Here is a 20,721-nt window from a genome sequence, read left to right on the forward strand (position 1 = left end):
GACGAGCGGTTTCGGCCATGCCCGGCAGGTCACCGGGCGCGATGGTGCGGCTGTTCAGGGCGCACGGCCCCTTTGCCGGCCCACCTGCCGCTGTGCCACCCACCCGCACCCGGACTACGACGTCACGACCCCCTTGGCCTGCCCCGTCGCCGTCCCCTTCGTCGCGGACGCCGGGATCGGCCGGTCGTTCTCCAGGGCCGTCCAGACCAGCTTCGCCTTCGCCTCGGCCACGATCACCCGGTTCGGGTTCGACGGGTCGTACTCGACCGGCATCGTGACCATGCGCATGTTCTTGGAGCTGATCGACTTCAGCCCGTCCGCGAAGTCGACCAGGGAGTTCACCGAGCCGAGGTCGGAGTCGGTGGTGATCGTCCTCGTCCCGGTGTCGGCGAGGTCGTACAGCTTCTTCGGGCTGGTGAAGACGCCCACCTGCTTGACCTGGTTGACGAGGGCCTTGACGAACGCCTGCTGGAGCTGGATGCGGCCCAGGTCGGAACCGTCGCCGACGCCGTGCCGGGTGCGGACGAGGCCGAGGGCCTGCTTGCCGTTCAGCGTGTGGGTGCCGGCCTTGAGGTCGAGGTGGCTCTCCCGGTCCTCGATCGCCTTCGTCGTGGTGACCTCGACCCCGCCGAGCTCGTCGATGAGCTTCTGGAAGCCGGAGAAGTCGACCTCCAGGTAGTGGTCCATCCGGATGCCGGTGATCGACTCGACGGTCTTGACCGCACAGGCCGCACCGCCCGTGGAGTAGGCGGAGTTGAACATCACGCCGCTCGCCGCGGAGTGGGCGGTGCCCCGGGCGTCGGTGCAGGAGGGGCGGTCGACCAGGGTGTCCCGGGGGACGGAGACCACGGCGGCCTTCTTGTGGCCCTTGTACACGTGGATGATCATCGCCGTGTCGGAGCGGGCACTGCCGTCGTCCGCGCCGCCGCCGAGCTCCTTGTTGGCACCGGATCGCGTGTCCGAGCCGAGGACCAGGATGTTCTCGGAGCCGTTGTCGACCTTGGCGGGCCGGTGGCTGCCGAGCGCCTGGTTGATGTCGACGGTCCTGAGGTTGCCGTTGAGCTTGAAGTACAGGTAGCCGACGCCGGTGCCGCCGAGGACGAGGACGCCGGCGGCCGCCCAGGCCGTGACGAGGAGCGCCCTGCGGCCCGTCCCTCGGGACCCGCGGTTGCTGGCTGCCTTCGTACCGGGTCCGGGTATACCCGGACCGGGCGTGCGCTCGGCGGACATGGGCTCCTCTGTTCTCGTACGACTGCTCGCTTACCCCCTGCTTTCAGGGTCAGGCCCGGCGCACCAGGATCGTCGGTGTGTACCGGACCATCGTCGCTCCGCCTGGTCAGACGGCGAAACTCGGGAAAGGGTTGCACGACGCAGTGTGCCCACCGCGTAGCGCGATGGGCACACCGTGTTGTCGGGCAAGTGCGGGCGAACCGCGCTCACCAGGTATTTCAGCCGAAGATGTCGTACTGCTGGAAACCGGTGCCGAGCGACTTCCGTGTGCCGAAGATCTCGCTGGTCGCCTTGCCGGTACCCGGGTAGAGGTACAGCGTGCCGCCCGTGGTGCGCGCGAGCAGGTCGGCCTTGCCGTCGCCGGTCAGGTCGCCGACCGCGACCAGCGTGTTGTAGCCGGTCCAGCCCGAGCGGACCTTCACGCGGGCCGAGAAGAGACCGGTGCCGGACTTCCCGGTGCCCTTGTACAGGTACAGGTCGCCGCCGCTGCTCTTGCGGGCCAGCAGGTCGGCCTTGCCGTCGCCGTTGAAGTCGCCGACGCCGCGCAGCTGGTTGTACTGGCTCCAGCCGCTGCCGATCCGGACGCGGGTCGCGAAGGTGCCGTCGCCCTTGCCCGGGTACAGCCACAGCACGCCGCTGGAGTCCTCGGAGAGCACGTCGGGCAGGTAGTCGCCGGTGAGGTCACCGGGGATGATGACGGCCTTGCGGGTCTTCCAGTTGGTGAAGATCTTCTTCGTGGCCCAGGACGCACTGGTCTGGTCGCTGTTCAGTACGACGTGATCCCAGTAGACGTCACCGGTGGAGGCCACCCGGTAGACCATGTCCTGGAAACCGTCCCGGTTCAGGTCGGCCTGGAGGATGACGTTGACGCCACTCCAGTCGCCCCAGGAGACGCGCGAGGCGAGCGAGGTGCCCTTGGAGTCCAGCTCGTAGCCGACCTTGGTGGACGACTTGCGGGCGAACAGGTCGGCCTTGTTGTCGTAAACCCGGTTGAACAGGCTCAGGTTGGAGTCGGCGATCTGCGCGTAGGCGGCACCGACGTAGGTGCTGACCTTCGTGAAGACGCTGTAGGAGCCCTTCACGACGCAGTCGACGCCGTTCTCCGTGACACCCCAGGAGACCACGCCGACGATCCGGCCGCCGACGACCAGCGGGCCGCCGGAGTCGCCGTTGCAGGTGGCGGTGGTGCCGGTGTCGGTGCCGGTGGCGGGGTTGCCGGCGCAGACCATGTGGCCCTTGATGAACAGGCTGCCGAAGTACGCCGAGCAGGTGCTGTCGGACTGGATCGGCAGTGTGGCCGTCTTCAGCGTCTCGGAAATGTCGTCGGTGGTGGAGCTGGTGCGGCCCCAGCCGTAGACCTTGGCGCTGGTGTCGGCCTTGTAGGAGGTCGTGTCGGTGTCGGTCGTCAGCCTGATCGGCGTGGCCTTGACCGGGGCGGCCAAGGTCAGCACGGCCACGTCGTTGTTGATGGTCGACGCGCTGTACGACGGGTGGTTCCACTGGCGCAGCACGGCGGAGACGGTGCCGCCGTGCAGGTTGTCACTGCCGTCGCTGTTGGTGGTGGGCAGCGAGGCGGTGCCCGTGATGACCACGGAGTTGGTGGTGCTCCACTTGAAGCCCTTGACGCAGTGCGCGGCGGTGAGGATCTTCGTCGGCGAGACGACCGTGCCGCCGCAGAAGAAGGCGACGTCGTCGCTGGTGCTGGTGGTGCCCTTGGTGTCGTCGTACCAGAGCTGGGCCATCCAGGGCGCCGAGGCGATGGTGGTCGTACCGCCACCGATGATCTTCGGTGAGACGGCGGAACCACTGCTCGACGTCTTCGTCGTGGTGGTCTTGCTGTTGACGGCGGCGACGGCGTCGGCGACGCGCTGCTTCAACGTGGCCTGCGACGGCGTGCTGACGACCGGCTTGACCGTCGGCGCCGGCTGAGTGGCGGCGCTGGCGGAGGTAGAGATCAGTGCGGCCGTGACGGCGGCGGCGATTCCGGCCGCGGCCACGGGCAGTGCGAAACGTATCTGGCGTCTGTGACGACCGCTCCCGGACGTGGGTGTACCCACCTAAGTCCCCCCTCGGGATAAGGAGTTCAACATTCGATCAATTGACCGAAGTCGCGATCGTACACCGAGGAGGAAAACGCAAAGGGGCCACTCCCTGCCATTGCAGGAGCGGCCCCTTCGAGCGCCCCGTAAGGGGCGCGGGGAACTGCGTGACCGGCCACGAATCACCCGCGGCCGAAGGACGACCGTCAGTCGCCGTTACCCGGCGTCGGCGTCGTCTTCTGAATCTGCATCAGGAACTCGATGTTCGACTTCGTCTGCTTCATCTTGTCGAGGAGCAGCTCGATCGCCTGCTGCTGGTCCAGCGCGTGCAGGACGCGCCGCAGCTTCCAGACGATGGCGAGCTCCTCGTTGCCCAGCAGGATCTCTTCCTTACGGGTACCGGACGCGTCCACGTCCACCGCCGGGAAGATGCGCTTGTCGGCGAGCTTCCGGTCGAGCTTGAGCTCCATGTTGCCGGTGCCCTTGAACTCCTCGAAGATCACCTCGTCCATGCGGGACCCGGTGTCCACCAGGGCGGTGGCGAGGATGGTCAGCGAGCCGCCGTCCTCGATGTTGCGGGCCGCACCGAAGAAGCGCTTCGGCGGGTACAGGGCCGTCGAGTCGACACCACCGGACAGGATGCGGCCGGAGGCCGGGGCGGCGAGGTTGTACGCACGGCCCAGACGCGTGATCGAGTCGAGCAGCACGACGACGTCGTGGCCCAGCTCCACCAGACGCTTGGCGCGCTCGATGGCGAGCTCGGCGACCGTGGTGTGGTCCTCGGCCGGGCGGTCGAAGGTCGAGGAGATGACCTCGCCCTTGACCGACCGCTGCATGTCGGTGACCTCTTCCGGACGCTCGTCGACGAGGACGACCATCAGGTGGCACTCGGGGTTGTTGTGGGTGATCGCGTTGGCGACCGCCTGCATGATCATGGTCTTGCCGGTCTTCGGCGGGGCCACGATCAGACCGCGCTGGCCCTTGCCGATCGGCGACACGAGGTCGATGATGCGGGTGGTCAGCACGCCCGGGTCGGTCTCCAGACGGAGCCGGTCCTGCGGGTAGAGCGGGGTCAGCTTGTTGAACTCCGGGCGGCCACGGCCGTGTTCGGGCGCCATGCCGTTGACGGAGTCGAGGCGGACCAGCGCGTTGAACTTCTCGCGCCGCTCGCCCTCCTTGGGCTGACGGACCGCGCCGGTGACGTGGTCGCCCTTGCGCAGGCCGTTCTTGCGGACCTGGGCGAGGGAGACGTACACGTCGTTCGGGCCGGGCAGGTAGCCGGAGGTACGGATGAACGCGTAGTTGTCGAGGATGTCGAGGATGCCCGCGACGGGGATCAGGACGTCGTCCTCGGCAAGCAGCGGCTCGGGGCCGCCGATCTCGTCACGGCCACGGCGGCCGCGGCGGTCCCGGTAGCGGCCACGGCGGCCACGGCGGCCGCCCTCGAAGTCGTCGTCGTCCTGCGGACCGGCGTTACGGTCCTGGCGGCCGCCACCCTGCTGCTGCGGCTGCTGCTGCTGACGGTCCTGCCGGTCCTGCCGGTCCGAACGGTCCTGCCGGCCACCCTGGCCGCCCTGGCCGCCGCCCTGCTGCTCGTCGCCCTTGTTGCGCCGGTCGCGGTCCCGGCCGCGGTCACGGCGGTCACGGCGGCCACGGCCGTCGTCGCCGGCGTCGCCCCTGGCCTCGCCCTGCTGCTGGGGCTGCGCGGGCGTCTCGGCCTTCGGCTCGCTCTTCGCCTCGGCGGCGATGGTCTCGGCGCCGGTGGCGGTGGGGCTGCCGGCCTCGGCGGTGGCCCGGCGACGGCGGCGCTCGGCCGGGGCGTCGTCGGCGCCGCGCTCGGCCTCACGGGAGGTGCCGCCGGCCGGCTGGCCGGGGATCTCGATCTGCTGCTGGGCCACGGCCTTCTCGGCGGGCGCCTCGGCGGGCTGCTCCGCCTGCTTCTCGGCGGCGGCGTCGCCCGTGCGGGCCTTGGAGGTGGCCCGGCGCTTCGGCTTGGTCTCGGTGGCCGCCTCGGCCTTGGCAGGGGCACCCCCGCCGGCCTGGGCCTCCTTGATGACCTCGATCAGCTGGCTCTTGCGCATGCGCGCGGTGCCCCTGATGCCGAGGCCGGATGCGACCTGCTGAAGCTCGGCCAGCACCATGCCCTCGAGGCCGGTACCGCGGCGCCGCCGGGAGCCGGCACCGGAGGCAGGCGCGGAGGCGTCCGTGGCGGGCGCGGCAGCGGTCTCCTCGACACGTGCGCCCATCAGATCGGTGGTGTCGCTCACGAAGGGTCCTTCCCTGGAGCGGACGTCGGCCTGTCTGGCTCGGCGACCGGTTGTGCTGTCCGGCTTTCGGTCCTTGCCTGTGTGGACCGTGCCGGGGCGGTGGTCCGCCAAAGCGGCGGAGGAATTTTCTGGTGACGGCGCTTCCGACGAGCCGTGGCACCCGGTGTCACGTGGCGTGGTCGCACCTGTTCCGGAGCGTGCCCAGCAGCCCTCTCAGTGCCCGGGTACGGCGTACTGCCCAGGTACGTCATACAGAACGCTGAATGGCTTGGGAGACTCCCGGAAGAATGTCTGTCCCGGACGGGGACACGAAGCACCTCGCCATGGTGAGGTCGGGTGCAGACTTGAGGTTAACACTACCGGATCCAACAAACATTCCCCCTCTCCAAATCCGGCAACCGTGCGCGTCACATGTCGCTGGAGGTGTCATGGGCGGGCGCGAGCGGCAGCACGCTGGCGCCCTGGAGGTCGAGGTCCAGCCGGTTGGCCGCCCAGCCCACACCGGCCAGGGCCTGCACCTTGTCGGCGCTGCCGGCGTCGGCCAGCGCCATCACGGTGGGTCCGGCGCCGGAGATCACGGCCGGGACGCCGTCGGCGCGCAGCCGCTCCACCAGAGCGGCGCTCTCCGGCATCGCGGGGGCGCGGTACTCCTGGTGCAGACGGTCCTCGGTGGCGGGCAGCAGCAGCTCGGGGCGCCGGGTGAGGGCCTCGACGAGCAGGGCGGCACGGCCCGCGTTGGCGGCGGCGTCGACATGCGGCACGGTGCGCGGGAGCAGTCCGCGCGCGGTCTCGGTGAGGACCGGCTTTCCGGGCACGAAAACCACCGGAACGATGGAATTGCTGGGCTCCATCCTGATCGCCCGGGCGGCGCCGGACTCCATCCAGGAGAGGGTGAATCCGCCGAGCAGGCAGGCCGCCACGTTGTCGGGGTGGCCCTCGATCTCGGTCGCGAGCTCCAGCAGGGCCGCGTCGTCGAGTCTGGCCTCGCCGCCTATGGTCACGGCGCGCGCGGCGACGATGCCGGCGCAGATGGCGGCGGAGGAGGAGCCGAGGCCGCGGCCGTGCGGAATGCGGTTGGCGCACACGATCTCCAGGCCGCGCGGCTGTCCGCCCAGCAGGTCGAAGGCGGTGCGCAGGGAACGTACGAGAAGGTGGCTCTCGTCACGCGGCAGCGTCTCGCTGCCCTCCCCCGCGATGTCGATGTGCAGCCCTGAGTCGGCCACCCGGACGACGACGTCGTCGTAGAGCCCCAGCGCGAGGCCCAGGGCGTCGAAGCCCGGACCGAGATTGGCGCTGGTGGCGGGGACGCGCACCCGGACGGCGGCGGCGCGGAACGCTGGACCGGCCATCGCTCGATGACTCTCCTTGAGCTGCGTGATGGTCGAATGACATTCGATAGGTACGTGAGGGACCCTCGGGCCGTGGAGACGGCGCGGCACCGCGCCATATGCGGAGGCATATGCAGCGGGCGGGTTCGGTACAGCCTATCGAAGGAAGGTTCTGTGGCGACATAGGGCGCACAGGAGGCGCACGATGCGTGTCGTAAGCCCCCTGTGCCCCCTCCGTAGGGAGAGCCCTTGCTCCCCCACGGGTCGAGTACGGGTCGAGTACGGCTTGAGTACTGCTCGAGTACCCCTTGAGCCGTTCTCTAGGCGAGGCCCAGCCGCTCGGCCGCGGCGGCCGCGTCGACCGGCACGGTGACCGGCTGCGGGGCGCCGGCGACGGCCCAGTCGGGGTCCTTCAGACCGTTGCCGGTGACCGTGCAGACGATGCGCTGGCCGGGGTCGACCTTGCCCTGCTCGGCGGCCTTGAGCAGACCGGCCACGGAGGCGGCGGAGGCGGGCTCCACGAAGACGCCCTCCTGAGCGGCCAACAGCCGGTAGGCGCGCAGGATCTCACGGTCCGTCACCTCGTCGATGAGGCCGCCGGACTCGTCCCGGGCCGCGAGCGCGAACTGCCAGGAGGCGGGGTTGCCGATGCGGATGGCGGTGGCGATGGTCGAGGGGTCCTTGACGATCTCGCCGCGCACGATCGGGGCGCTGCCGGAGGCCTGGAAACCCCACATGCGGGGCGTCCGGGTGGAGATGCCGTCACCGGCGTACTCCTTGTACCCCTTCCAGTACGCGGTGATGTTGCCCGCGTTGCCGACCGGCAGGACGTGGATGTCGGGGGCGTCGCCGAGCATGTCCACGATCTCGAAGGCGGCCGTCTTCTGCCCCTCGATACGCACCGGGTTGACCGAATTGACCAGCGCCACCGGGTAGTTCTCGCTCAGCTTGCGGGCGAGGGTGAGGCAGTCGTCGAAGTTGCCGTCGACCTGGAGGATCTTCGCGCCGTGCACCAGGGCCTGGCCCATCTTGCCGAGCGCGATCTTGCCGCGCGGCACGAGCACGGCGGAGACCATCCCGGCGCGCACGGCGTACGCCGCGGCGGACGCGGAGGTGTTGCCCGTGGAGGCGCAGATCACCGCCTGCGAGCCCGCCTCCTTGGCCTTGCTGATGGCCATGGTCATCCCGCGGTCCTTGAAGGACCCGGTCGGGTTCGCGCCCTCGACCTTCAGGTGGACCTCGCAGCCCGTGCGCTCGGAGAGCACCTGCGCGGGCACGAGGGGCGTGCCTCCCTCACGGAGCGTCACGACCGGCGTGCTGTCGGAGACGGGCAGCCGGTCCCGGTACTCCTCGATGATTCCGCGCCACTGGTGGGTCATTGCTGGTTACTCTCCTTCAACCCGCATGATGCTGGCGACACCCCGCACGGTGTCGAGCTTGCGCAGTGCCTCGACGGTCCCGGAAAGGGAGGCGTCGGAGGCACGGTGGGTGACGACGACGAGGGAGGCCTCGCCGTCCCCGTCCTGCCGTCCTTGCTGCCGCACCGTATCGATGGAAACCCCGTGCTCCGCGAACACGGTGGCGACCTGGGCGAGAACACCCGGTTTGTCGGCGACGTCAAGGCTGATGTGGTAGCGCGTGACGACATCGCCCATCGGGGACACGGGCAGGGCGGCGTACGCCGACTCGCCGGGCCCCGTCGCCCCGCTGAGCCGGTTGCGGCAGACGGCGACCAGGTCACCGAGGACCGCGGAGGCCGTGGGCGCGCCGCCGGCGCCGGGCCCGTAGAACATCAGCTGACCGGAGGCGTCCGACTCCACGAAGACGGCGTTGTACGCGCCGCGCACGGAGGCGAGCGGGTGGGTCAGCGGAATCATGGCGGGGTGCACGCGGGCCGTCACCGAGCCGCCGTCCGCGGCGCGCTCGCAGATGGCGAGCAGTTTGATGGTGCAGCCCATGTTCTTGGCGGAGACGAAGTCGGAGGCGGTGACCTCGGCCATGCCCTCGCGGTAGACGTCGTCGAGCCGCACCCGCGAGTGGAAGGCGATACCGGCGAGGATGGCGGCCTTGGCGGCGGCGTCGAAGCCCTCGACGTCGGCGGTCGGGTCGGCTTCCGCGTACCCGAGCGCGGTGGCCTCGTCGAGGGCCTCCTGGTAGCCCGCCCCCGTGGAGTCCATCTTGTCGAGGATGAAGTTGGTGGTCCCGTTGACGATGCCGAGCACCCGGTTGACCTTGTCGCCGGCGAGGGACTCGCGCAGCGGCCGGATCAGCGGGATGGCGCCGGCGACGGCGGCCTCGTAGTAGAGGTCCTTGCCGTGCTGCTCGGCGACCGCGTGCAGGGCGGCGCCGTCCTGGGCGAGGAGGGCCTTGTTGGCCGACACGACCGACGCGCCGTGCTCGAAGGCGGTGGTGATGAGGGTGCGGGCGGGCTCGATCCCGCCGATGACCTCGACCACGACGTCGATGTCGCCGCGCTTGACGAGGGCGGTGGCATCGGTGGTGACCAGGCCCGGGTCGATGCCCTCACGGACCTTGGAGGGCCGTCGTACGGCGACACCGGCGAGTTCGACGGGGGCACCGATCCGCTGCGCGAGGTCGTCGGCGTGCGTCGTCATGATGCGCGCCACCTCTGAGCCGACAACCCCACAGCCCAGCAGCGCCACCTTCAGCGGACGCGTACGCATCATCCGACCTCGTTTCCTCATACCGTCTACGGTTGGACCAGTCTCACTCACCGGACGGGAGTTTCTACCCTTCGTCCGGATCGTGAGACATCTATTTCATTTTGTGGCGATCACAGACAGGAGATCTTCCTCCCGCGTCACCCGACGTCGAGACGGAGCAGGTCCTCCTCCGTCTCCCGCCGGACGATCACCCGGGCCGCGCCGTCGCGCACGGCGACCACCGGCGGCCGGAGCACGTGGTTGTAGTTGCTCGCCATGGACCGGCAGTAGGCGCCGGTGGCCGGTACGGCGATGAGGTCACCGGGTGCCAGGTCGCCCGGCAGGAACGCGTCCCTCACCACGATGTCCCCGCTCTCGCAGTGCTTGCCGACGACGCGGGCGAGCATCGGCTCGGCATCGCTGGTCCGCGAGACCAGGGCGACGCTGTACTCGGCGTCGTACAGCGCGGTACGGATGTTGTCCGACATGCCGCCGTCGACCGACACGTAGGTCCGCAGCCCGTCGAGGGGCTTGATGGTGCCGACCTCGTAGAGGGTGAAGGCGGTGGGACCGACGATGGCCCGCCCCGGCTCGACGGAGATCCTCGGCGTCCGCAGCCTGGCGCCCTCGCACTCCCTCGTCACGATCTCGGTGAGCGCCTTGGCGATCTCGTGCGGCTCGCGCGGGTCGTCGTCACTCGTGTACGCGATCCCGAGGCCGCCGCCCAGGTCGATCTCGGGCAGCTCGATGCCGTGCTCGTCCCGGATGTCCTTGAGGAGCCCCACGACCCGGTGCGCGGCGACCTCGAACCCCGACATGTCGAAGATCTGCGACCCGATGTGCGAGTGGATCCCGATGACCTCGAGCCCGTCGAGCTGCAGCGCCCGCCGCACGGCCTCCGCGGCCTGCCCGCCGGCCAGCGGAATCCCGAACTTCTGGTCCTCGTGGGCGGTGGCGATGAACTCGTGCGTATGCGCCTCCACCCCCACGGTGATACGGATCTGCACGCGCTGCCGCCGGCCGAGCTCCCGCGCGATGTGCGCGACCCGCACGATCTCCTGGAAGGAGTCGAGCACCATCCGCCCGACACCGGCCTCGACCGCCCTGCGGATCTCGCCCTCGGACTTGTTGTTGCCGTGGAAGGCGATCCGGTCGGCGGGCATGCCCGCGGACAGCGCGGTGGCCAGCTCCCCGCCGGAGCACACGTCCAGGTTGAGCCCCTCCTCGTGCAGCCAGCGCACGACGGCCCGTGACAGGAACGCCTTACCGGCGTAGAACACGTCGGCGTCCGGCCCGAAGGCGGCGCGCCAGGCGCGCGCCCGGGACCGGAAGTCGTCCTCGTCGAGGACGTAGGCGGGGGTGCCGAACTCCTCGGCGAGGTTCTTCACATCGACACCGCCGACGGTGACGACCCCGTCGGCGTCCCGGGTGACGGTCTGGGCCCAGACCTTGGCGTCGAGGGCGTTGAGGTCGGTCGGCGGGGCGGCGTAGTGGCCCTCGGGCAGGACGTCGGCGTGCCGGGGCCCGGCGGGGTGTGCGGAACGGCTCATTGCTCTTCTGGCGCTCTCTTCAGAGGTGATCGGGTGCGTCGATGCCGAGCAGGGACAGGCCGCCGGCCAGCACCGTCCCGGCGGCCTCGGCGAGGGCGAGCCGGGAGCGGTGGGCGGCCGAGGGTTTCTCCTCGCCGCGGGGCAGCACGGTCGGCAGGAACGGCAGGGCGGCGTCGGCGACGGCGACGAGGTGCCGGGCGAGCCGGTCGGGGGCGCGATGGACGGCCGCGGCGGTGAGGACGCGGGGGTAGTCGGCGAGGGCGGTGACGAGGCCGGCCGGAGCGTCCGGGGCATCCCCGGGTACGGCACCGAACCCGAGCCGCCCGGCCCCCCGCCCGACGGCCCGAGCCCGGGCATGGGCATACCGCACCCGGAACAGCGGATTGCTCTCCCGCTGCACCAGGTGATCGGCAGTGATCCGGGGCCGGTCATGGGCGGCCGGATGCAGCAGGGCCCACTGCGCGGCGTCGGGCCCGAGCGGCGCCGGGTCCTCCGCCGCCGGAACGGGCCGCAGACTCACCGGCTCCCCGTGGTCGACCTCACCGCGCCCACCCTGGGTCGCGACGATCCGCACCACCGCGTCGGCGACGACCTCGGCCCGGACGTCGTACGGCACCCGCAGCGCGACGACCTGCCCGGCGAGGGCGTCGCCGTGGCCGTAGGCGGCCCCGAGCCGGCGGATCTCCCCGACCAGGGCCGCGGTCGGCGAGGAGCCGGAGGCGAGGGAGATGTTGAGGAACCCGGGCCCGGTGACGACGACGTCCTCGACGCCGGTCGCGTCCGCGAGGTGGGCCAGCAGGATCTCGGCGACCCTGAGCGGCGGCTGCCCGGCGGGGCCGGCGAGCTGCAACGCGATGTTGGTGGCGTAGTCCCCGCACCCGCCCGGCCCCGGCGGCGTCACCACGACGCGCTCCGGCACGCTCACGCTCAGCTCCCCCCCGTCCACGGCACGGCGCACCGCGCCCAGCACGGTACGGGAGAGCTCGACGGGGGTCACGGGACAAGCGTAGGGGAGGAGGGGGGTGGGTAGGCGAGCCGGTTCGGACGGGGTTCCGGGATGTGGACGAACGGATCCGGCGACGCCACCCGACGGCCCCACGCCGCCCTCACCGCGACCGCGACCTCGACCACACGCTCGACCACGACCGCACCCTCGACCACGGCCTCACCTTGACCTCACGGGTAGGCGGGGTTGCCCCCGGCCCGCTCCCCGGCCCGCTCCCCCTCTTCGAAGCCCCGCCGCCGCTCGATCAACCCGCGCACCACCCGCACGAGTTCAGCCGGCTCGAAGGGCTTGGCGAGAAACGCGTCGACGCCGATGCCGAGACCGGCCTCGACCTCGTACTGCGTACAGGCACTGACGATGGCCAGCGGCAGATCACGAGTCCGGGGATCGGCACGCAGCTGGGCGGCCGTCCGCAGCCCGTCGAGCCGAGGCATCACCACATCGAGGGTGATCACATCGGGCCGCACCCGATGAACGACATCCAGACACTCGGCACCGTCGGCCGCGGTCACGACCTCGATACCCTCCAGTTCGAGATTGACCCTGATCAGCTGCCGGATGACCTTGTTGTCGTCCACAACAAGCACCCGGCCCGACGCCCCTGGCACAACTCGAGAGTAGGTCGGGACCGGCCACCGCGTCCGGGTTTTCCCGACTTCCGCCCCCTACGGGGAGGCGCCCCCGGGAAACCTGTTCCTGATCACCCCGCCCGAGCTGGTAGTGTTCTACCCGTCGCCGCGAGCAACAGCTCAACGCCAGACGCCCCCGTAGCTCAGGGGATAGAGCAACGGCCTCCGGAGCCGTGTGCGCAGGTTCGAATCCTGCCGGGGGCACCTTGGATTAGGTGCCTAAAGACCCCGCGATCAGCGTGTTTGCTGAGTGCGGGGTCTTGTTGTTTGTGCAGGCGGATGCCGCAGGAAGCAGCCGTTTGCCAGTGATCACGTAATGACGACGTAATGATCTTCAGGCGCTTCACTGCAGCTCATCGCGGGTTTCTTCGGCATCGGCGGACCGCTTGAACGCGAGGTCCGTAATCACTCTTTGCCCTCCCCGGAGGCCGCGGAACGAGAACGCCGACGACGGAGGTGAGATTCTCACTGGATCAGAGCATCGGAACCCCGAACCGCGAAGGCTGTGAGGGTTCCACGTTGACGGTGGCCACGGCTCCCACATGCGCGATGCCGAGTATCGTGCGAACTCCCTTGTAACGCTTGCGAGGCCCGTGTCTGAGGGGGGAAGCACTGATGACTGCTGGCACCAGTGGGTACGACGACGGCTACATCCCGGGCGGGACGGTGGTCTCCGGCATCGCGGAACTTCAAGGCCTGCTGGACCAGTGGGTACGTGACTCGGAACGCCAGACCATAGGAGACGTCGGTTCGTTCGGCGGCAAGCCCTGGCTGAAGATCGAAGTCCAGGGCAGACAGATTTTTCATCTCAATGCGGACACCAAGCGCGCTGCGGTGCTGTCGTTCCTGAAAGCCGCAGCAGCGGCCGGTGGAGCGGACAAACTCGCCTGGCGGGTGATAGCCAACCGGGGCCGGAAGGTCAACAAGGTCGTCTACGGCGACCAAGATGACCGGCTGCAAGGTTGGTACGGGTACACACCGATCCCGCTGTCCGCTCCGGGACCGCTGCTGTGACTTCTTGCTGTCTTCGTTCCCGATCATGGAAGGTGTGGTGTGGCCGACAGCCGTAAGACTCAGTCTTCACAACCGTGCGGATGCAACTGCGGCGAGAACGCCAGTCCGGGGAGGCGCTTCCTACAAGGCCACGATTCGAAGGTTGTGCCGAGGTTGGAAGCGGCTCACGGCAGCATGACAGCCTTTTGGGAGTGGTACGAGGCGGCCATGAGCCAGAGAAGTTGAGTGTGGGGCGGGTAGTCGGCTGACGAAGGTGGTCAACCTCGTCGATCACGCCCAGGCTGGTGGCATCCGCTGACCGTATCCCACGACATCGGCGCCCACACCTGCGCCAAGTCAAGGAACGGCAGAAGCCCCGGAAGGTTCCGGGGCTTCTGCCATCAGCTGCACTACCGGGCCTTACTCCGTTAGATCAGCCTCCTCCCCCAATCCCTTCAAGATCCGGTCGTTCATCTCCTGCTCTTGGCCGTCGATGCACTTGGCGTAGATCTTGAGGAGGACGTCCACCGAGTGGCCGGCACGAGCCGCCACCTCCGGGGCGGGAACGCCCGAGTTGAGCCACTGAGAGACACCCGCGTGCCGGAGGTCGTACGGGCGAGCCGCCAGGACGGAGGCGACCTGTTCGGGTGGAAACGCAAGGGCACGGGCTTGCTTCCATGCGCGCGAGTACGACGAGGCGGCGATGACGTTGCCTCGCTCGCTGGAGAACAGCCGGCCGTCGTCCGCCGTGCCGAACTCCTTGACGTGGTCCTGAAGCATCCGCACGAGCGGGGGCGGGATCGGCACGATGCGTACCTCGCCGTCCGCCCGCTGCTTCAGGCCGCGCCGGTCATGTGCCTCGCCGGAGTCGGTCCATGCCTTACCGGCGGTGGGCCTGGTCTCTGCCAGATCGATCCGACCCCAGCCCTTCTCCGGCAGCGTGCAGTCCGAGAGTCGCAGACCGAGCGCCTCACCGGGGCGCATGGCCGCGTAGTACAGGCAGCCGAAGAACGCCCGTAACCGCCGGCCGCTCGCCCGGTCGTAGCCGCCGACGTACGTGAGCGCGGTCAGCAGTTCCCGCGCCTGCCGAGGGTTGACCACCACCCGACGATCAACCTCCTGCACCGCTCGCTTCCCGCGCTTACGCCGTACCCGGCTCAGCGGGTTCGAGGGCAACGCCTCCAGTTCAACCCCGTATTCGAGGAGGTTGTAGACCACCGCACGCCGCCGACGGTACGTCTGCGTTGCCGCAGGCTTGCCGTCGAGCTTCCGCGTGAGCGCATCGATCAGTTCGTGCACGCGGGTGATCTCCTGGAGCTCGACCACCGGCAGCGACGCCTTCTCGATCCATTTCGCTGCTGCCGCGATCTCCTCGGGCCGTTCGCGCTCCCTCCGAGGCGGAGGCAGGACGTACGAGCGCAGTGCCCGCCGTAGATCGGCCGGGGCCGGACGCCCACGGACCGACTTGACCAGCGCGGGCATGACCGTTGCCAGGGCATCGGTCACACTGTCCCGCTGCTTCGCCGACGCCTCGGGCCACCGGGCATCGAGGTACTTCAGCGCCAGCTCCAACAAGGACAGAGCAGCCTTACCCCCGCGCAAGGAGTCGGGCAGACCGGTCACCGTGTCGAAGGGCTCGCCTTTGTCCGCCGCCCGAAGCAGCTTCGCCCGGAAGCGATCGGCGAGCGCCTTGGTCTTATGCGACTCGTGAAAGGGCTCGCCGTCCACGGACCAGCGGACGAGGTACGTCGGTTTCTTCGCGGAGCGGTTGATGCTGAGCTTCCAGATAACGACCTTGTACGACTTCACGACGCCGCCCCCTCCGCCCGCTCCTCCAACCAGTCGTTCAGCACGTCCCGCCGAACCCGGAGCTCCCCGTTCGGCAACCGGATGCAGGCGGGGGCGATGCGCAGTTCCCGCCAGCGGTAGAAGGTGCGCCGGGAGATACCGCCCAGTTCGTCGAGCACCTGCCGAACGGTGAGCAGCTCGGCCGACTTCGCACGGCTGTCACGCCCCACGACGACCACCGCTCTCCCGCACCGAAGCGGCCAGGAGCTCCCCCGCCGGCGAGTAGCCGCGCCCCGCATAACGCCACTGCCCAACCACGACGGTCGGGACGTCAGCCAGGCCCAGCGACGCCCGTTGCTGCTCCGCACGATGATCGGCACGGGCCTGCCGAAGAGCGGTCAACGTGGGCGAGTAGCGCCGCGACTTGCTGGAGAAGTGGCCGCCGTACCCAAGCATGTGCGCCCAGCGACGAAGCCCGAGCGGCTCGAACTCCGCCAGGCCACCCAGCCACCAACACGTGCCGATCATCCGCAGCACGTGCGCCCGGACAGGCAGCATGACCATGTCCCGCGCGTCGTAGATCCGGCCGTCCACCGCGCCGGCGGTTTCCGCCCCCTTCGTCGCGTACTTGGCGATGTAGCCCGCCACGGCCCCGGCAGAGGCGGGCCGCTCCCCCACGTCCCGGCGGGAGGAGGTGACGGGCCGTACGTCAACCTGCCCGCCAAAACGCAGCTCCCGCGGACCGACGACGTCCACACCCGGGGCCGTAAGCCGCACCCGACCAGCCACCACCGGAACGGCCTCCGCCAGCAGTGCCGTAGTCGCCCAGCCCGGCGGAGGTGAGTCGGGGCCGTCCGGTCCGTCGAGGCGGATCACACCATGGAAGTGGACCAGGCCCCGCCGCTGATACTCGGCGACCTTCGCGTACGAGAGTCGGGCGACCTCCCCGAACTCCGTACGCGACAGCCCGGCCCGCCGGGCGACCTCTCGCCGCAGCTCCAGCCCGAACCGATGCCAGAGCCGACCGGCGTAGGCGTGCCAGAGAACGGCGCCCGCGTAGTCGTAGCAGCGCGGGCAGAGCGGTTCGCCGAGGCGAGGATCGTCGGCCGCGTGGCGCGCACGGCATCCGACTGGCCGCCCGTGCGGGCAGCACTCCCCCGGCCGGCGGGGACGACAGGCCCGTACGAGCCCATCGTGTTCCCGCCGAGTGTGGACCGGCCCGAAGCCGGGAGCGGTGAGCGTGGCGAACACGCGCGGGTGCCCGCTCACCGCCTCCGGGACGTTCTTTCCGCCGACGAGTCCGGCCCGCACCAGTTGGTACGTGTCCGCCCGGTACAGCGCCGAGCAGGCCGGGCAGACCGTCGCCCGTCGGTTGCCGCATGCAGTGAGCAGGCGACCGCCGTAGACGTCCGAGCCATACGAGAGCAGGGCCGCGCCCGTAGTCGTGTCGAAGACGGTCGCCGTGCCGACCAGGTGAATCGGGTTGGTGCAACCGCCGAGGCGGACGATGTTCCGGCGCCAGGCGTCGAAGTCGGGTTCCGATGCCCTGGCGACCAGAGCGGCGGCACCACCCGGTACGAGGTTCGTGGTCATCGTCGACCACCGCCCCCACCGAACGCGTGCCGCATCACGGCCGAGATTGCCTCCGGCCGAGTCTTGGCGCTGAACCGGAACGTCGGATCCGTGAGCCAGACCGCGGCAGCGTGCGCCGGGCACAGGTGCTGCTCGGTGTCGTCGAGCCCGACGAGGACGACACGTTCGGGTCCCTCGCAGGTCGAGACCTCGGGATCGTCTCCCTTGAGGTCGCAGTCGGGCAGCGGAGATTTGCGCGGATGATGCGCAGTGGACAAAGTGTGAGTGCTCCTTTCACTGCTCACGTGGCGGATGGAGTGGGTTCCTGACGGGGTCGGGTTTGGCGACTTCGCGCCCCGTCGGGAGCCCGTCGTACGGGCGATCACTGCCGTTCCTTGGGCGGGATCGCAATGACGCTGTAGGCGATCGGGCCGAAGTCACGACGTGCGTCGTAGTAGCCCTCGCCGATGTCCTCGACGGGCACGCCGAGGAGCGCGGCAACATGCTCCGCGCCCTCCCTGCGCGCCGCGGTGTCGGCCGCGTCGACGAAGACGCCGAAGGACGCGTTGCGCGGGACGAGGACAGCGGGGTTGGCGGTCAGGAAGTCCGCCAGCTCCCGAAGGCCGGCGATGAACGCGGCCCGGTCACCGGAGCGGATGACGTACTCGGACACAGGAAGTCCCTTTCTCTTCCCAACGGGTGCTTTCAGAAGCGGAGTTGGCCGAGGAAGCCGTTCACGCCGTCGAGGAAGGCCTGAGCGAACGGCGCGGCCACGGTCTTGGAGAGCAGGAAGCCGAAGGCTCCGCAGAGCAGCGCGTCGGCCCACCGCAGGTACCGGATGCGCAGCAGGAACCAGATCAGCAGGCCCAGCAGGAGAACGGCGGACATGGACACCAGCACGGCAGGCCCCTTTCACGGCGCTTCGACGTGCAACTCGGACAGGACGGGAGTCAGGTGCGCGTACTCGGCGGCAACGGCTTCCGCCTCCGCCTCGGTGATCAGGTGCGAGCGGGCCCGTTCCCAGCCGTCGCCGGAAGCGAGGACGGCAGTACCGGCCTGTTCCGGTGTGATGGCCTGCGCCGCCTTCAGCGCATCGGGGTTGAGGTCGCCAAGCGCCATTTCGGCTGTTCCGGGGTCGGCCACGCGGTGACAGACCCGGCCGCCGAGCTGTGCCCGCAGGGCGGTGACCCCCGGTCCCAGGTCGGAGCCGACGCGTTGGCCGGCGACGACGAGGAACACCCCCAGTGCCGCGCCGAGCTGAGCGAGCCGGATGAGCGCCGTACCGGCCGCCTGCGCTTCGTCCTTCTCGCTGCGGCTCGCGACGAGGAACAGTTCCGCGATCTCGTCGACGATCACGACGACGGGGACGGGACGTTCCTTGTCCGGCAGACCCCAGACGTTTCGCACCCGTGCCGCCCGGCACACGCTCATGCGGTCGAGGGTCAGATCAACGAGCGCGGCCAGCAGCCTGACCGCTTGTTCACGGTTGGTCGCGAGGGCGGACAACCGCGGCTCGTAGAGGGACAGCTCCATGCCGCCCTTGCAGTCGATCCCGACCAAGGCGACATGCTGCGGGGCGAGACCCGCCACGAGCGCGTTGATCAGTGTCGACTTGCCGGAACGGGTGGCCCCCACGATCAGCCAGTGCGGCACGCGCCGCAGGTCGACCACCCACGAGGCCCCGGTCTCCAGCACGCCCACGGCCACCCGGAGCAGATGGCCAGGGCCCCGCTGCTTCGGCACCCGCGGAGCGGCCAACGGATCGGACGCCGACGCGACGACCCTTACGACCCCCGGCTTCCATGAGGTCACCCGCACCGCGTGCACCTGCCAGTCCTCCGCCATGGCGGGCGCCGCCTTGACGAAGTCCTCGGGCACCTGCCCCGGTAACAACCGGACCAGCAACACGAAGCCACCGGCAGTCGGCCGTATGAGACCGCAGTGCGGCACACGCGGCTGCGGCGGAGGCGCGCCGTTGCCGACGAGCCCGGAGACGACCGTAAGCGCCGGCCGTCGGCTCACGGCGAGCCCACACCCGGCCATCAGCGGCCGCCAGGTCCGCACGACCCGGAACGCGGCAACTGGAAAGCCGAGTAACAGCCACCAGGCGACGGGATGACGGCGGCGCAGGGCCGGGCCCGCCAGAAGCAGACCCGACACCAGCACTGCGGCCACCAACAGCGCCCAACTCGGCCCGGTCGCACCGGCCGATGTGGTGGTGGAGGCCAGTTTCATCACTGCCCGGCCCCCTTGCCCGCCGGGGCAGGAGCGCTCAGGGGCCGGATCTCCGCCGCACGGAACGCGATCCCGTGCCGCCCCTCGTTCTCCCACGGCGTGGCGACCAGGTCCCGCACGGCCACCGGCATGCCGAGCTGCACACCGGCCGGCTCACCAGCCACGCTCACGGTCACGACGTCGGCCGACGCCCCGGCCATCAGGCACAGGCCGACCTGGTACATGGTCTTGCCGGTCTCGCGGTCGACCCGCAACTGACCGGTCTCTCGGTTGGCGACCCGCGGAGCCGGGGGCACGGCGCAGATGATCCCCGTGAACTTCGCGGTGTCGATCGGAAGGCTTGCCACTGTTCGTCTCTCCTCGTCTCTGGCACCCGCAGGCCGATCCTGCGGGCTGCTAGACCACCCGTAGTACGGGTGATGCAGACCAGATTGCCGACCCGTAGTACGGGTTGTCAACCGACCTAGCGATACGAGAAACTGCCCACGATCGTGGGCAAGCCGTCCACAGCGAAGAACAGCCGCAGAAGCCATGGCCACGGAGGGCCCGCATGCCGCCGAAGAACACGCAGCCGAAGTACCGGCAAATCGCCGACTACCTGCGCGATGGCATCCTGGACGGCACCTTCCCGGCCGGCCAACCACTCCCGTCCGAGGAGGCATTGGCGAAACAGTTCGGCGTGACGCGCCCCACAGTCCGTCAGGGCCTGGCCGAGCTGCGGGCATCCGGTCTCGTCGAGGCCATCATGGGCCGCGGCACCTTCGCCCGCTCCCCCCACAGCCGCCCCGGCCTCACCCGCCCGCGCGGCGTACGCCGAGCCTCGGACGGCCGCTACATCGAGGCCGACGGCATCCGCTGGACCGACGCAGAACCGCCGGTAGCCACTCGTACCGACGCCCCGTTGGCCCTGGCGGACCTACTCCGCATCCCACCGGGCGAGCCGATGTTCACGTACGACGCCCTACAGACGGCAGACAACGGCCACCTCCGCCAACTCCACCGGACGTACGTGCCGTTCTCTGTCCTCATCGACACCAAGTACGAGGAGGAAGCCCCACCGCCGGCCCCGGAGCTCTACGCCGCGCTCGCCGACCTGGGCCACGAACTCCACTTCACGGAGTACGTCCGCACCCGCATGCCTCTGCCAGACCAGGCCCAGGCTCTCCGGCTCACGGACGGCGTCCCCCTCCTGCACGTCCTGCGTGTGACACTCACAGCGGCAGACAAGCCCCTGGCCCTGGAGGAGTTCCACCTACCCGGCGACGAGCTGGAGCTGTCGTTCAGGCTGTAGCCCAACCTCGGTTGGCTCAGACTTTCTTCACGTCATCAAGTGCGGCTCGCTCCGCTCCCCGCGCGCGGCCCGGCCCCCGGCCGGGCCTGCGCTCCTAATGGCGCGGTAAGACGCTGGGCGGTTCTCATGG

Annotated in this window: 19 protein-coding genes and 1 tRNA gene; 3 read left to right on the top strand and 17 right to left on the bottom strand. The window is 69.8% G+C overall.

Annotated features, from left to right (window positions below; all coding sequences use genetic code 11):
• Positions 1 to 114: 114 nt before the first annotated feature.
• From AB0P24_RS45720 to AB0P24_RS45760, 9 genes are all read right to left on the bottom strand, one after another.
• Positions 115 to 1,230, bottom strand: coding sequence for an LCP family protein (locus AB0P24_RS45720; RefSeq protein ID WP_365805048.1), 1,116 nt, complete (start codon positions 1,228 to 1,230; stop codon positions 115 to 117).
• A gap of 218 nt (positions 1,231 to 1,448) precedes the next feature.
• Positions 1,449 to 3,227, bottom strand: a complete 1,779-nt coding sequence (locus AB0P24_RS45725) for a trypsin-like serine protease (RefSeq protein WP_365805050.1) — start codon at positions 3,225 to 3,227, stop codon at positions 1,449 to 1,451.
• Positions 3,228 to 3,475: 248 nt separating this feature from the next.
• Positions 3,476 to 5,536, bottom strand: coding sequence for a transcription termination factor Rho (rho, locus tag AB0P24_RS45730; RefSeq protein WP_365805052.1), 2,061 nt, complete (start codon positions 5,534 to 5,536; stop codon positions 3,476 to 3,478).
• 407 nt (positions 5,537 to 5,943) lie between these two features.
• On the bottom strand, positions 5,944 to 6,885 hold the full coding sequence (gene thrB, locus AB0P24_RS45735) for a homoserine kinase (RefSeq protein WP_365805054.1): 942 nt from the start codon (positions 6,883 to 6,885) through the stop codon (positions 5,944 to 5,946).
• 299 nt (positions 6,886 to 7,184) lie between these two features.
• Entirely contained in the window at positions 7,185 to 8,243 is a 1,059-nt protein-coding gene (gene thrC / locus AB0P24_RS45740) for a threonine synthase (RefSeq protein WP_365805056.1), read from the bottom strand.
• Positions 8,244 to 8,249: 6 nt separating this feature from the next.
• Positions 8,250 to 9,548, bottom strand: coding sequence for a homoserine dehydrogenase (locus AB0P24_RS45745; protein WP_365805080.1), 1,299 nt, complete (start codon positions 9,546 to 9,548; stop codon positions 8,250 to 8,252).
• A 137-nt stretch (positions 9,549 to 9,685) separates the two neighbouring features.
• Complete coding sequence (lysA, locus tag AB0P24_RS45750) at positions 9,686 to 11,077, bottom strand: diaminopimelate decarboxylase (protein ID WP_365805058.1); 1,392 nt, start codon at positions 11,075 to 11,077, stop codon at positions 9,686 to 9,688.
• Between the two features lie 19 nt (positions 11,078 to 11,096).
• The gene (gene nrtL, locus AB0P24_RS45755) at positions 11,097 to 12,074 is read right to left on the bottom strand and encodes an ArgS-related anticodon-binding protein NrtL (RefSeq protein WP_365805060.1); all 978 of its coding nucleotides are present in this window, start codon (positions 12,072 to 12,074) and stop codon (positions 11,097 to 11,099) included.
• A gap of 179 nt (positions 12,075 to 12,253) precedes the next feature.
• Complete coding sequence (locus tag AB0P24_RS45760; protein ID WP_365805062.1) at positions 12,254 to 12,691, bottom strand: response regulator; 438 nt, start codon at positions 12,689 to 12,691, stop codon at positions 12,254 to 12,256.
• A 153-nt stretch (positions 12,692 to 12,844) separates the two neighbouring features.
• Here AB0P24_RS45760 and AB0P24_RS45765 point away from each other — a divergent pair.
• Together AB0P24_RS45765 and AB0P24_RS45770 are read left to right on the top strand one after the other, a co-directional pair.
• A tRNA-Arg gene (locus AB0P24_RS45765) sits at positions 12,845 to 12,916 on the top strand.
• Between the two features lie 411 nt (positions 12,917 to 13,327).
• Entirely contained in the window at positions 13,328 to 13,726 is a 399-nt protein-coding gene (locus AB0P24_RS45770) for a hypothetical protein (RefSeq protein WP_365805064.1), read from the top strand.
• Positions 13,727 to 14,125: 399 nt separating this feature from the next.
• On the opposite strand, the gene AB0P24_RS45775 is transcribed toward AB0P24_RS45770, so the two are convergent.
• The 8 genes from AB0P24_RS45775 to AB0P24_RS45810 form a co-directional block, all read right to left on the bottom strand.
• On the bottom strand, positions 14,126 to 15,514 hold the full coding sequence (locus tag AB0P24_RS45775; RefSeq protein WP_365805066.1) for a tyrosine-type recombinase/integrase: 1,389 nt from the start codon (positions 15,512 to 15,514) through the stop codon (positions 14,126 to 14,128).
• The gene (locus AB0P24_RS45780) at positions 15,511 to 15,723 is read right to left on the bottom strand and encodes a helix-turn-helix domain-containing protein (RefSeq protein WP_365805068.1); all 213 of its coding nucleotides are present in this window, start codon (positions 15,721 to 15,723) and stop codon (positions 15,511 to 15,513) included. Before AB0P24_RS45780 ends, AB0P24_RS45775 begins: the two co-directional genes overlap by 4 nt.
• Entirely contained in the window at positions 15,713 to 17,086 is a 1,374-nt protein-coding gene (locus tag AB0P24_RS45785; RefSeq protein WP_365805070.1) for a replication initiator, read from the bottom strand. Before AB0P24_RS45785 ends, AB0P24_RS45780 begins: the two co-directional genes overlap by 11 nt.
• Positions 17,083 to 17,343, bottom strand: a complete 261-nt coding sequence (locus AB0P24_RS45790) for a hypothetical protein (RefSeq protein ID WP_365805072.1) — start codon at positions 17,341 to 17,343, stop codon at positions 17,083 to 17,085. Before AB0P24_RS45790 ends, AB0P24_RS45785 begins: the two co-directional genes overlap by 4 nt.
• Before the next feature lie 104 nt (positions 17,344 to 17,447).
• Positions 17,448 to 17,738 (bottom strand): hypothetical protein, encoded by a 291-nt coding sequence (locus tag AB0P24_RS45795; protein ID WP_365805074.1) that lies wholly within the window; start codon positions 17,736 to 17,738, stop codon positions 17,448 to 17,450.
• A gap of 32 nt (positions 17,739 to 17,770) precedes the next feature.
• A complete protein-coding gene (locus AB0P24_RS45800; RefSeq protein ID WP_108014878.1) occupies positions 17,771 to 17,965 on the bottom strand; it encodes a hypothetical protein in 195 nt (64 codons plus the stop codon).
• Positions 17,966 to 17,977: 12 nt separating this feature from the next.
• On the bottom strand, positions 17,978 to 19,300 hold the full coding sequence (locus AB0P24_RS45805) for an FtsK/SpoIIIE domain-containing protein (RefSeq protein WP_365805076.1): 1,323 nt from the start codon (positions 19,298 to 19,300) through the stop codon (positions 17,978 to 17,980).
• Complete coding sequence (locus AB0P24_RS45810; protein WP_360477317.1) at positions 19,300 to 19,647, bottom strand: hypothetical protein; 348 nt, start codon at positions 19,645 to 19,647, stop codon at positions 19,300 to 19,302. The genes AB0P24_RS45805 and AB0P24_RS45810 overlap by 1 nt, the downstream gene beginning before the upstream one ends.
• A gap of 203 nt (positions 19,648 to 19,850) precedes the next feature.
• On the opposite strand from AB0P24_RS45810, the gene AB0P24_RS45815 reads away from it, so the two are divergent.
• Positions 19,851 to 20,591 (top strand): GntR family transcriptional regulator, encoded by a 741-nt coding sequence (locus tag AB0P24_RS45815; RefSeq protein WP_365805078.1) that lies wholly within the window; start codon positions 19,851 to 19,853, stop codon positions 20,589 to 20,591.
• Positions 20,592 to 20,721: the final 130 nt, after the last annotated feature.

Origin of the sequence: Streptomyces sp. NPDC086519, from assembly GCF_040686075.1 — a bacterium.
In the GTDB taxonomy this organism is placed as follows: Bacteria; Actinomycetota; Actinomycetes; order Streptomycetales; family Streptomycetaceae; genus Streptomyces; species Streptomyces shenzhenensis.

What these genes read in the sequence shown, in the direction of transcription:
- thrB (WP_365805054.1), bottom strand. Translation starts at nt 6,885, where the DNA reads ATGGCCGGTCCAGCGTTCCGCGCCGCCGCCGTCCGGGTGCGCGTCCCC.
- AB0P24_RS45815 (WP_365805078.1), top strand. Translation starts at nt 19,851, where the DNA reads ATGCCGCCGAAGAACACGCAGCCGAAGTACCGGCAAATCGCCGACTAC.
- AB0P24_RS45770 (WP_365805064.1), top strand. Translation starts at nt 13,328, where the DNA reads ATGACTGCTGGCACCAGTGGGTACGACGACGGCTACATCCCGGGCGGG.
- lysA (WP_365805058.1), bottom strand. Translation starts at nt 11,077, where the DNA reads ATGAGCCGTTCCGCACACCCCGCCGGGCCCCGGCACGCCGACGTCCTG.
- AB0P24_RS45745 (WP_365805080.1), bottom strand. Translation starts at nt 9,548, where the DNA reads ATGCGTACGCGTCCGCTGAAGGTGGCGCTGCTGGGCTGTGGGGTTGTC.
- AB0P24_RS45785 (WP_365805070.1), bottom strand. Translation starts at nt 17,086, where the DNA reads ATGACCACGAACCTCGTACCGGGTGGTGCCGCCGCTCTGGTCGCCAGG.
- AB0P24_RS45805 (WP_365805076.1), bottom strand. Translation starts at nt 19,300, where the DNA reads ATGAAACTGGCCTCCACCACCACATCGGCCGGTGCGACCGGGCCGAGT.
- thrC (WP_365805056.1), bottom strand. Translation starts at nt 8,243, where the DNA reads ATGACCCACCAGTGGCGCGGAATCATCGAGGAGTACCGGGACCGGCTG.
- AB0P24_RS45720 (WP_365805048.1), bottom strand. Translation starts at nt 1,230, where the DNA reads ATGTCCGCCGAGCGCACGCCCGGTCCGGGTATACCCGGACCCGGTACG.